The 12176-nt window shown below is 68.8% G+C and carries 5 protein-coding genes; 4 read left to right on the top strand and 1 reads right to left on the bottom strand.

Annotated features, from left to right (window positions below; genetic code table 11):
* Nucleotides 1-912 carry a L,D-transpeptidase family protein gene (locus tag ABD847_RS16105; protein ID WP_425568476.1) on the bottom strand — a complete coding sequence of 304 codons (912 nt, stop codon included), beginning with the start codon at nt 910-912 and terminating at the stop codon, nt 1-3.
* A gap of 142 nt (nt 913-1054) precedes the next feature.
* Here ABD847_RS16105 and recC point away from each other — a divergent pair, with 142 nt between their 5' ends.
* The 4 genes from recC to ABD847_RS16085 all read left to right on the top strand — a co-directional run bounded on the left by recC (nt 1055) and on the right by ABD847_RS16085 (nt 12167).
* Complete coding sequence (gene recC / locus ABD847_RS16100; RefSeq protein ID WP_345014867.1) at nt 1055-4390, top strand: exodeoxyribonuclease V subunit gamma; 3336 nt, start codon at nt 1055-1057, stop codon at nt 4388-4390.
* The gene (gene recB, locus ABD847_RS16095; protein WP_345014865.1) at nt 4390-7827 is read left to right on the top strand and encodes an exodeoxyribonuclease V subunit beta; all 3438 of its coding nucleotides are present in this window, start codon (nt 4390-4392) and stop codon (nt 7825-7827) included. The genes recC and recB overlap by 1 nt, the downstream gene beginning before the upstream one ends.
* Nucleotides 7820-9925, top strand: coding sequence for an exodeoxyribonuclease V subunit alpha (gene recD, locus ABD847_RS16090; protein WP_345014863.1), 2106 nt, complete (start codon nt 7820-7822; stop codon nt 9923-9925). Before recB ends, recD begins: the two co-directional genes overlap by 8 nt.
* Nucleotides 9926-10187: 262 nt before the next feature.
* The gene (locus ABD847_RS16085; protein WP_345014861.1) at nt 10188-12167 is read left to right on the top strand and encodes a methyl-accepting chemotaxis protein; all 1980 of its coding nucleotides are present in this window, start codon (nt 10188-10190) and stop codon (nt 12165-12167) included.
* Nucleotides 12168-12176: the final 9 nt, after the last annotated feature.

The raw sequence follows: 12176 nt of genomic DNA, 5'->3' as shown, positions 1-12176 counted from the left end.
CTAGTTCCAGCCGATCACCACCGGCATGCCGCTGCGTTCCAGCAGGGCCTGATCCACCACATCCAGATCCGTGTAGGGGAAGTTGATGAAGGCCTGCACCTGGTCTGACAGCACCAGGGGGGCGCCATCGCCATCGTACTCCTCCTGGGTGCGGGAGAGGGGCTGATGCACCTCTATCCAGCGGCGACCATCGGGCTCTTGCGAGACCAGCACCGGCTGGTTGATCACCCGCACCGGCGTGCCCACCGGCACCATGTTGAAGAGCTGTTCTATGTCGGGGGCGCGCAGGCGGATGCAGCCGGCGCTCACCCGCAGGCCGACGCCAAAATTCTTGTTGGTGCCGTGGATCAGGTACTCACCGTGGCCGTAGGCCATGCGCATGGCGAACTTGCCCAGGGGGTTGTCCGGTCCGGCCTCCACCCGCTCCGGCAGGGGATCGCCCTGGGCCAGGTGTTCGGCCCGGATGCTGGCGGGGGGGATCCACACCGGATCCGGCTGCTTGCTGACGATGCGGGTCTCCATCTCCGGGGTCTCGCGGCCCACCCGGCCGATGCCGATGGGGTAGACGTACACCTTGTCCTCCCCCTCGGGGAAGTAATAGAGCCGCAGCTCCGCCAGGTTGATGACGATGCCCTTGCGCGGCACGTCCGGCAGCAGCAGCTGGCTGGGAATGGTCAGGGTGCGACCCGGCCGGGGCAGGAAGGGATCCACACCTGGGTTGGCGGCCAGCATGGCATAGAGGCCGACCTGGAACTGGGCCGCCAGCTCTTCCAGGGAGCCGCCGTTATCCGGCACTTCCACATGCATGGGGCTGCCGATGAGACGGCCTTCCCCCAGGGGATAGATGGCCGCCTGCGCAACGGCGGAACCGCCCAGCAGGCCGATGAGGCACAGCAGGCGAATGAACCGCAGGCGAATGAATGGGAACATGGCGTGATACTCCTTCAAGGTCACAGCGATTGTTAGCAAAATCCCATCCCAAAGCCAAGGCCCTGACCGTCTTCGTTTTTTGGGTATGATAGCGGCTTAAGATGTCCCCAGCCCGGAGTCCGCCATGTTCAACGTCTATCACGCCAACCATCTGGAGGTGCACAAGGCCCTGCTGGCGGCGCTGATCCGGCGCGACCCCCTGAGCGATCCCTTTGCCGCCGAGCAGATACTGGTGCAGAGCCCCGGCATGGCCCAGTGGCTGCGCCAGGCCCTGGCCCAGGAGTTCGGCGTGGCGGCCCAGCTGGCCTTTCCGCTGCCCTCCACCTTCATCTGGCAGATGTTCAGCCAGGTACTGCCCCAGGTGCCCGAACTGAACCCCTACACCAAGGGTGCCATGGCCTGGCGGCTGATGACCCTGCTGCCGCACCAGCTGGCGGACCCCAGCTTTGCCCCTCTGGCCCACTATCTGGCGGAGGATCCGGATCAGCGCAAGGGCTACCAACTGAGCCAGCGCATCGCCGACGTGTTCGACCAGTACCTGGTCTACCGGCCGGACTGGATCGCCGACTGGGAGCAGGGCGGCGAGCTGGGGGCCGAGACCCAACCCTGGCAGCCCAAATTGTGGCGCGCCCTGGTGGCCGCCACCGAGCAGCAGGCCGACCACCTGCACAGAGCCAACCTGTTCGAAGCCTTTATCCGCCGTCTGGAACAGCCCGAGGCGCCGGCAGGCTTGCCCCAGCGGCTGTTTATCTTCGGCATCAATGCCTTGCCGCCCAACTACCTGCAGGCGTTGCGGGCCCTGGGCCGCCACACCGAAGTGCACCTGATGCAGGGCAACCCCTGCCGCTTCTACTGGGGGGATCTGCTGGAGCGCTGGCGTACCGACGGCCGGCTGTTCAAGCAGCTGCTGGATCGGCGCCGCGACCATATCCTCGCCAACCTGGAGCAGGAAGCGGGCCAGCGTCCGCTGTTTGCCAGCCAGGGGGAGCTCGAAGCCCTGTTCAATGCCGCCGACGAGCTGGCGGACGGCCACCCCCTGCTGGTCTCCTGGGGCAAGCAGGGGCGGGATCATCAGGCCCTGCTGGCGGATCTCGAGCCCCGGGAGTACGAGGCCTTCGCCGATATCGAGCCCAGCAGCCTGCTGCAGCGGCTGCAGGCGGACATGCTGGATCTGCAGGATCGCAGCCGGCCCGAGGCCGAACCCTTCTGTTTGTTGCCGGAGGATGACTCCCTGCAGGTGCGGGGCTGCCACAGCCCCATGCGGGAGGTGGAGGTGCTGCACGACGCTCTGCTGGCCATGCTGGCGGCGGATGAGACCCTGCAGCCCAGGGATATCCTGGTGATGGTGGCGGACATCAACGCCTACAGCCCCTTCATCCAGGCGGTGTTCGGCGCCGCCCAGGGCAGCCGCTGGCTGCCGTTCGCCATCTCGGATCGTTCGGCCCAGCAGGAGAGCCCGCTGCTGCAGAGCCTGCTGACCCTGCTGCGACTGCCCCAGCTGCGCTGCTCGGCTCCCGAGCTGCTCTCCCTGCTGGCGGTGCCCGCCATCCAGGCGGCCCTGGGGCTGGACGAGGCGGCGCTGGCCGCCCTGCAGGCCTGGGTGCAGGAGGCCGGGGTGCGCTGGGGGCTGGACGAGAGCGACGGTGCGCGCTTCGAGCTGAACCGGATGCCGGGCAACACCTGGCAACACGGCCTGGAGCGCATGCTGCTGGGCTTTGCCATGGCAGGCGCCGATCCCCTGGCGGACATCAGCCCCTACGGCGAGGTGGAGGGGCAGGACGGCGTGCTGCTGGGCCAGCTGGCGCTGTTTGTCGAACGGCTGCGCCGGCTGCGGAACGACCTGCCCGAGTCTCGCAGCCTCACCGCCTGGCGGGAGCTGGTGGATGATCTGCTGCTGGCCTTCTACGCCCCGGATGAGGCGGGGGAGGAGGAGCTGGCCCAGGTGCGCCAGGCCCTGGCGGAGCTGGCGCGCCAGCAGGCGGAGGTGGGTTTCGACGGGCCCCTGTCGTTGGCGGTGATCCAGGATTACCTCACCGAGGCATTGGCGGGACGGCGCTCCAGCGGCGGCTTTCTGGCGGGGCGCATCAACTTCTGCACCCTGATGCCCATGCGCTCCATCCCCTTCAAGGTGATCGGCCTGCTGGGCATGAACGACGGCGTCTATCCGCGCAGCGTGCCGCCCCTGGGTTTCGATCTCATGGCCCAGGCGCCGCGCCGCGGCGATCGCTCCCGGCGAGAGGATGACCGCTACCTGTTCCTCGAGGCCCTGCTGGCCGCCGAGCAGAGGCTGTATGTCTCCTACGTGGATCGCAGCAGCCAGGATAACCAGCCCAGGGAGCCCTCGGTGCTGCTGGCCGAATTGCTGGACTACTGCCAGCAGAGCTGCTGCCTGCCGGACGGCAGCCGGGAACCCAAGGATCTGTGGCGGCGCCTGGTGCGCCAGGAGGCCCTGGTGCCCTACGACCCGCGCTATTTCGACCCGGCGGCCCCCGTCTCGTTTGCCGCCGACTGGTGTCCGCCGGCGGATCTGACCCCCGCCGCGCCCTTTATTGGTGATCCGCTGCCGCTGCCGACCGAGTTGCTGGCCGACGGCCTCCTAGAGCTCTCCGATCTGCTGCGCTTTGCGCAAAATCCGGTGGCCAACTTCTTTCAGCGCAGCCTGCGGGTGCGCTTCGATGCCGGGGTGGCGGAGCCGGAGCAGGACGAGCCCTTCGCCGCCGATGCCCTGACCAGCTACCAGCTGCGCCAGCAGCTGCTGGCGGCCAGTCTCGCGGGTCAGCAGGCCAGCCTCAGCCAGCGGCTGCGCCACAGCGGCCTGCTGCCCACCGGCGCCCTGGGGGATCTGCTGCTCGACGAGCAGACCAATGCGATCCAGCCCCTGCTGCAGGCGCTGGAGGCGGCGCGTGCCGCCCCGGCTCGCCGCCTGCCGCTGGACCTGAGCCTTAACGTCCGTCTGCCCGATGGCAGTGAGCGGCGGCTCAGCCTGCAGGGCCAGCTGCCGGATTGCCACGACGGCGCCCTGGTGCGCTATCGCGCCGGGGAGTTCAAGCCGGTGCAGCTGGTGCGGGCCTGGCTGGAGCACCTGTGCCTGTGCGCCGCCTATCCCCCTACCGCCAGCCTGCTGCTGGGCATCAAGGGGCACTATCGCCTGCGGCCCTTGGCTGCCGAGGCGGCCAAGGCGCAGCTGTCTGCCTGGCTGGCGGCCTGGCTGCAGGGGCTGACCGAGCCCTTACCCCTGCTGTGGGCCACCTGTTTCGTCAGTCAGGACGAAAAAGCCCAGGCGGATTTGTTCGCCGCCCGGGAGCGGCAGTTTGTCGGCAGCGATTTTGTGCGGGGCGACAGTCTGGATCCTTACGTGGCCCGGGCCTTCCCGGCATGGGACGAGGCGCTGCATCAGGCGCTGGATGCGTGGGATCGGCGCCTGCTGGCCCCCCTGTATGACCATCTGGAGGTCTGCTGATGAGCCGCATTCTCGACATCCCCGGCTTTCCGTTGCGCCAGGCCCGGCTCATCGAGGCCAGCGCCGGCACCGGCAAGACCTACACCATCACGGGGCTCTACCTGCGGCTGCTGCTGGGGCGCGATGGCCCCGAGGATTTCGGCCTGCCCCTGACGGTGGACAAGATCCTGGTGGTGACCTTCACCGAGGCCGCCACCGCCGAGCTGCGGGGCCGCATCCTGGCCCGCATCCGCGCGGCCCGCAAGGCGTTCGACAGCGGCGAGGCCCAGGGCGACGAGCTTATCGCCGCGCTGCTGGCGGGCAGCCCGGACCGGGCCCAGGAGGCCCGCCGCCTGCTGGTGGCGGAGCGGCAGATGGACGAGGCGGCCATCTTCACCATTCACGGCTTCTGCCAGCGGATGCTGCGGCACAACGCCTTCGAGTCCGGCGCCCTGTTCGAGACCGAGTTTGTCGGCGACGACCAGCGGCTGCGCTTCGAGGCGGTGGCGGACTTCTGGCGTCAGCAGCTCTATGGCGCCAGCCGGGCCCAGGTGGCGGCGGTGCGGGAGTGCTGGGCGTCGCCCCAGGATCTGCTGGCCGAGCTCAATCCCCAGCTGGCGACCCAGGCCCTGCACTGCAAGGTGAGCGGCCGCGACTGGCGGTTGGCCCTGGCCGAGGGGCTGGCACGCATCGATGCCTTCAAGGCCCAGTGGCGGGCCGCGGCGGCGGATCTGCCGGATGTGCTGGCGGCCTCCGGCCTCGACAAGCGCAGCTATTCCGCCCGCAACCTGCCCAACTGGCTGACCCAGGTGGGGCAGTGGGCACTCACTGACACCCTGGAGTTGAGCCTGCCGGACAACCTCTACCGCTTCGGCCAGGCCTTGCTGTGCGAGAAGAGCCCCAAGGGGGCGCCGCCAGCACACCCGCTGTTTGCGGCGGTGGACGCCCTGTTGGCGGACAAGCCCGACATCCGCGGCCCCCTGCTGGCCCAGGCCCTGGACGAGGTGCGCCGGCGCATGGCCCAGGCCAAGAGCCAGCGCCAGCAGCTCTCCTTCGACGATCTGCTCACCGGGCTGGATGTGGCCCTGGCCGGCCCGGCCGGGGCCGGGCTGGCGGCGCGCATCCGCGAGCAGTACCCGGTGGCCATGATCGACGAATTCCAGGATACCGACCCGCTGCAGTACCGCATCTTCGCCACCCTCTACCGGGGCCGGCCGGAGTGCGGTCTCTACCTCATCGGTGATCCCAAGCAGGCCATCTACGGCTTTCGCGGTGCCGACATCTTCACCTACATGCAAGCCCGGGCCGAGGTGAGCGATCACTACACCTTGGAGACCAACTTCCGCTCCACGACCGAGCTGGTGGCGGCGGTGAACGGCCTGTTTGCCCAGGCCGCCTCGCCCTTCATCTATGACCAGGCCATTCCCTTCGCCCCGGTGCGGGCCAAGGGCAAGAGCGACACCCTGAGTCTGGACGGCGCGCCTCTGCCGCCCTTGCCCTATGTGCTGGCGCCCGAGCCGCTCGCCGGCGGCGCCTATCGCCAGCAGATGGCCCGGGCCGCGGCGGCGCAGATCCATGCCTGGCTGCTGGCCGCCCAGCAGGGGCGACTCAAATTGGGGGATCGCCCCCTGGTGCCGGGGGATATCGCCGTGCTGGTGCGCACCGGCGGCGAGGCCGCCGAGCTGCGCCGCTGCCTCGATGCCCTGGCCATCGGCTCCGTCTATCTCTCCAGCCGGGATTCGGTGTTCGCCACCGCCGAGGCCGAAGATCTGCGCCGCCTGCTCAACGCCTGTCTGCACCCGTCCGACGAAGGCTGCCTGCGCAGCGCCCTGGCCAGCCGCTTGCTGGGCTGGAGCATGGGGCAGCTGGCGGCCCTCAACGAGGACGAGGCCTTGTGGGAGGAGACGGTGGCCCTGTTTCGCCAGTGGGGCAAGCTGTGGCAGCGCCAGGGGGTGCTGCCCATGCTGCGCCAGCTGCTGTTCCACTACCGCATACCGGCCCAGCTGCTGCAGGCGCCGGACGGTGAGCGACGACTCACCGACCTGCTGCATCTGGGGGAGCTGCTGCAACAGGCCGCCGCCACCCTGGCGGGGGAGCATGCCCTGCTGCGCTGGTTCCAGGCCCAGTGTCTGGCACCGGACGGCAACGCCGAGGAGCAGCAGCTGCGGCTGGAGTCCGAACGCCACCTGGTGCAGGTGGTGACCATCCACAAGTCCAAGGGGCTGCAATACCCCCTGGTGCTGCTGCCCTTCATCGGTGCCTGGCGGGTGACCAGCCAAGCCAACTACCACGAGAACGGCCAGTCGGTGTGGGATCTGCAGGCGGACGAGGCGGCGCTGGAGAAGGCCGAGCAGGAGCGGCTGGCCGAGGATCTGCGGCTGCTCTACGTGGCCCTGACCCGGGGCGTCTACCTCACCTGGCTGGGGCTGGCGGAGGTCAAGGTCAAACCCGCCGGGGCGGGCAATGCCTTCATGCATCTGCTGCCTGACGGCGCCTCGCTGGCCGAGCGGCTGGCGGCCACCAAGGTGAGTGGCCTGGTGCCTTGGGACCCCCTGCCCTGGCCGGCGGCGGGGCAGCTTAGCCGCAGTGCGGTGGCGCCCCATTGGCAGGCCCGCCAGTTTGCGCGGCGGCTGGATCGCCACTGGCAGGTGACCTCCTATTCCGCCCTGGTGGCCAACACGCCCCATGTCGGCCTGCCGGCGCCGGCCCCCGAGGCGCCCCGGCTGGATGCCCTGGGTTTTCCCCGTGGCGCCCGGGCCGGCACCTTCCTGCACAGCCTGCTGGAGGGGCTGGATTTCGGTCTGCCGGCGGGGAAGGCATTGCAGGACTGGATCGACGAGCGACTCACCGGGGTGCGGCTGGCCGCCGACTGGCAGGCCGAGCCCTGGCGGCCCGTGCTGCACGACTGGCTGCTGGAGGTGCTGGAGGCGCAGCTGCAGCCCGGGTTGCGACTGCGGGATCTGCCCCCCCAGCGCACCCTGGCGGAGCTGGAGTTCCTGCTGCCCCTGGCGCCGCTGCAGGCGCCGGCCCTCAGCCGGTTGCTGGCGCAGCACGATCCCCTGAGCGCCCAGGCGCCGGCGCTGAACTTCGAGGACATCCAGGGCATGCTCAAGGGCTTCATCGATCTGGTGTTCGAGCACCAGGGACGCTTCTACGTGGTGGACTACAAGTCCAACTACCTGGGGGAGCTGCCGGAGCAGTATCAGGGTGAGGCCCTGGCCCAGGCCATGCTGGCTCACCGTTACGATCTGCAGTACCAGATCTACAGCCTGGCGCTGCACCGCTACCTGAGCACCCGGCTGGCCGATTACGACTACGAATTGCACATGGGCGGCGTCTGCTACCTGTTCCTGCGGGGCATGCAGGCCGGGCAGGGCAGCGGCGTCTACTTCACCCGTCCCTCCCTTGAGTTCATCCAGGCGCTGGATCGCCTGTTCGCCGGAGCCGACCATGACTGAGCCGACCGCCCTTGCCCTCTCTCACCAACCGACCTTGAGCAGCTCGCAGCTGCTGGCGCCCTGGCCGGGGCTCAGAGCCATCGATCAGGCCCTGGGGCGCTTCATTCAGGATCTTAATCTCAGGCTTAACGGTGAAGAGGATGCCCTGCTGGGCCTGTGCGCCGCCCTGGTGAGCCAGGAGCTGGGCCAGGGCCATGTCTGCCTGCCGTTAAGCCAGCTGCCGGCCCGCCTGGCCGCCCTGGCCGCCAAGGCTGAGCTGCCGACGGACTGGCAGGCGCGGGTGACGAACATCGAGACCCTGTCAGCCTGGCTGCGGGCCCAGCCGGTGGTGGGGACGGATGAAACGGCCGAGTTACCCCTGGTGCTGGCCCGCGGTCGCCTCTATCTGGCGCGCTACTTCGCCTTCGAGCAACAGCTGGTGCACTGGCTGCAGGCCGCCCAGGCGCCCCTGCCCCTGACGGTGCCAGCAGACCAGCTGGCCGCCTGGCTGGCGGACTTGTTCGCCCCCGTGCCGCAGATCCTGCTGGCGGCCTGGCAGCAGGTGCGCGGCGAGCGCCCGGATCTGGCGATCATCCCCTTCGCCCGGCAGTGGCTGGATGTGACCGAGGGCGCCGAGCTGGACTGGCCGGCATTGACTGCGCTGCTGGAGGCCCAGGATCCGGCGCGGCTGAGCGCCGAGTTGCCCGCTCTGCTTCCGGCTGCCGCCTGCCTCAACTGGCAGAAGCTGGCGGTGGCCACGGCCCTCACCGGCCGCTTCACCCTCATCTCCGGCGGCCCCGGTACCGGCAAGACCACCACTGTGGCTAGGCTGCTGGCCCTGCTGCAGCGCCAGGCCCTGACGACGGGGGCGGCGCTGCGCATCCGGCTGGCGGCGCCCACCGGCAAGGCGGCGGCCCGGCTGACCGAGTCCCTGGGGCGAGCCATCGATGAGCTGGCGCACGGCTGGCCTGAGGTGTGCGACGCCCTGCCGCGCCAGGCCGCCACCTTGCACCGCCTGCTGGGGGCCCTGCCCGGGCGGCGGGCGTTTCGCCATGACGCCGACAACCCGTTGGTGCTGGATGTGCTGGTGGTGGACGAGGCCTCCATGGTGGACCTGCCGCTGATGGCGCGCCTGCTGGCGGCGCTGCCCGAGGGCGCCCGCCTCATACTGCTGGGGGACAAGGATCAGCTCTCCTCGGTGGAGGCGGGGGCCGTGCTGGGGGATATCTGCGGCCTGAGCCGCTCGGGCATGAGCCCGGAGCAGGGGCGGTGGCTGACGCGGCTCACCGGCTACGATCTGGCGCCCTGGTGTCAGGCCTCTGGCCCGGCCCTGCGGGACAGGATCTGCCTGCTGCGCAAGAGCTGGCGCTTCGACGGCCAGTCCGGCATAGGCCGGCTGGCCCGGGCGGTGAACCTGGGGCAGACCGACCAGGTGGCGGCCTTGCTGGATCAACCCCCTGCGGATCTGGCCTTTCATGGCGGGGAAGACCGTTTGAGTAGCCTGCTGGCGGCGGCGGTGGCGGGTTATCGCCCCTATCTGGATTGCCTGGCCCAGGGGCCTTGTGACGCCGAGCGGGCGGCCCAGGCATTGGCCCTGTTTAACCGCTGTCGGGTGCTGTGCGCGGTGCGCGACGGCAGCTGGGGGGTGGGCCCCTTGGGGCTGACCATCGCTCGGGCGCTGCAGCAGGCGGGCTGCCTGCTGCCGGAGGGGGACTGGTATGTGGGCCGCCCCGTGATGATCACGCAGAACGATCACGGCCTGGGGCTCTACAACGGCGACATCGGCCTCACGGCGTTTGACGGCCAGCGGCTGCGGGTCTGGTTCCAGCTGCCCGATGGCCGAGTCCACGGCTTTCTACCCAGCCGGTTGCCGCCCCACGAGAGTGCCCTGGCCATGACGGTGCACAAGTCCCAGGGCTCTGAGTTCGACCACACCCTGCTGGTGCTGCCGGACTCGCCGCTGCCGGTGCTCACCCGCGAGCTGCTCTACACCGGCATCACCCGGGCCAAGGGGCGGTTGTCGCTGTTCGCCCCCCGGCCCCTGCTGCTGCAGACCCTGGGACGGCTCACCGAGCGGGCCAGCGGCCTGCCCCTGGCGCTGGCAGAGCGCTCCTTATGAGTCTTTTTTAGGGCGGTGCGGATCTTTCTGGCAGGAAAACCTGTGTAACTTATTGTAATTGTCTAATATTCCTCTGAGCTTATCCCGTTTGGAGTGGCTATCTTTTGCCGGCCTGCACCGCTTAGGCACATTGCTGTGGTGTCGGCTGGCGGGAATCTCGATTAGGGCTAGGCTTACCTCCGTTTTGCAAACGCTTTCAGCTGTTCGGCCCGCGGGCGAACGGCTGGAGGCTATCGGTTTTACACAGGTTGAGGTTGTGACAATGACACTGTCCATAGTGCAAAGGATCCAGGCCGGTTTCGCCCTGCTGCTGCTGTTGTTGCTGCTGCTGGGCGGGATCAGCTATCTGCAGACCAGTACCATCAACAGTCGGCTCAAGCAGGTCACCGACGAGGCGACCCCGCTGGCGCTGGCGGCAGCCGGCCTGCGGGATGCCACCCAGCAAAGCGGCCGCCACCTGCTGGCCTATCTCAATGCCTGGGGGGCTGAGGAGCTGGCGACGGTGGCGCCGCGCTTCGCCCAAAGCAAGCAGGAGTACGGACAGCAGCTGGACAAACTGGGCGACCTGGCGATGAGCGAGGCGGAACGGGGGCTGCTGCGTGGCTCGGACGAGCAGGTCAGCCGCTTCTTCCAGCAGGCCGAACAGTTGCTGGCCCTGCACAAGGATGAGGTGGACCTGAAGACCCGGCTGCAGGGGTTGCAGCTGGACTTCCTGCGTCTGGAGGACAGCTACCGGGGGGCGGCGGATCTGATGCTGCAGTTCACCGCCGAGCGGCGCTCCCTGCAGAACAAGGCCGAGCTCATCACCAGCGGCCTGGCCCGGGACATCAAGCAGATCCGCCGGGCCGATGAACACACGGATCTGGCGGCGCTGGGCAAGGTGCTGGCCAAAGACATCGAGATCGCCAGCAAGCGGCTGGCGCTCATCAAGGTGCCGGATGACGTCAAGGCCCGCTTCAACCGCAGCCTGGATCAGCTCAAGACCCTGGCCTTCGGCGAACAGGGCCTGCTGGCCGCCATGGCCCGTCAGCAGCAGCTGACCCAGGCGCGCATGGCGCAGGAAGAAGCCGCTGGGCAACAGCTGCAGCAGGTGAGCAGCCAGCTGCAACAGCTGATCGACATGACCAACCAGACTCTGCAGCAGGGCCGGCAACAGGCGGACAGCGCCGTGGGGCAGGCCATCTTCTGGATCCTGCTGGTGGCCAGCTGCTCTGCCGTCCTGGCGCTGCTCATCGCCTGGAGCACCAGCCGCAGCATCCAGAAGCCCTTGCAGCTGATGGGCAATGCGTTGCAGCGCATGGCCGATGGCGACATGACCTGCCGGGTCAACTACCGGCGGCAGGATGAATTCGGCCAGCTCTCCCGCGCCCTGGACAGCGTGGCGCACAATACCGATGAGCTGCTGCTGGAGATCCGCGACGGCTCCCGCCAACTGGTGGTCGAGGCCAGCCGCACCGCCGAGATCGGCGAACGGGCCATGTCCCGGGTGCAGGAGCAGAAGAGCCAGACCGATCAGGTGGCGGCAGCCATCTCCGAGCTGGAGGTGAGTGCCGGTGAGGTGGCCCGCTCCACCGAACATGCTCAGCAGGAGGTGGATCAGGCCAACGAGGAGGCCCAGTCCGGCCGCAGCCTGGTGAGCCAGAACCGCCAGCTCACCGAACAGCTGGCCGGGGATCTGGAAGGCGCCGTCGCCATGACCCGCCAGCTGGAGCAGTACAGCAACAGCATCGGCAGCATTCTGGATGTGATCCGGGGCATCGCCGATCAGACCAACCTGCTGGCGCTGAACGCCGCCATCGAGGCGGCTCGCGCCGGCGACGCCGGCCGTGGCTTTGCCGTGGTGGCGGACGAGGTGCGCGCCCTGGCCAACCGCACCCAGGAGTCCACCGAAGAGATCCAGACCATGATCCACAGCCTGCAGGCGGCCAGCAATCAGGTGGTGGAGGTCATGGGTCGCAGTTTCGATCAGACCCGGGCCTGCGTGGAGCAGAGCCGGCAGACCGATGTGGCGTTGCAGTCCATCGCCCGCCGCATGGCGGCTATCAAGGACATGACGGACCAGGTGGTGCACGCCGCCGGCGAGCAGATTTCCGTCAGTCAGGGGGTGGCCCAGCACGTGGCCGGCATCGCTGACGTGGCGCTGGAGACGGAGCGGGCCTCCCGGGAGGCGGCCAAGTCCAGCGAAGTGCTGGCGGACCTGTCCGACAAGCAGCAGCAACTCATTGGTCGATTCAAGGTGTAGGAGTAGGGA

The sequence above is a fragment of the Pseudaeromonas paramecii genome, from assembly GCF_039540575.1.
GTDB lineage: Bacteria > Pseudomonadota > Gammaproteobacteria > Enterobacterales > Aeromonadaceae > Pseudaeromonas > Pseudaeromonas paramecii.
Note: the sequence above shows the minus strand (reverse complement) of the source record. Positions and strands in the feature narration are given on the sequence as shown.

Bases quoted from the DNA above. Each gene is read 5' to 3' on its own strand.
- recC (WP_345014867.1), top strand. From the start codon at position 1,055: ATGTTCAACGTCTATCACGCCAACCATCTGGAGGTGCACAAGGCCCTG.
- ABD847_RS16085 (WP_345014861.1), top strand. From the start codon at position 10,188: ATGACACTGTCCATAGTGCAAAGGATCCAGGCCGGTTTCGCCCTGCTG.
- recB (WP_345014865.1), top strand. From the start codon at position 4,390: ATGAGCCGCATTCTCGACATCCCCGGCTTTCCGTTGCGCCAGGCCCGG.
- recD (WP_345014863.1), top strand. From the start codon at position 7,820: ATGACTGAGCCGACCGCCCTTGCCCTCTCTCACCAACCGACCTTGAGC.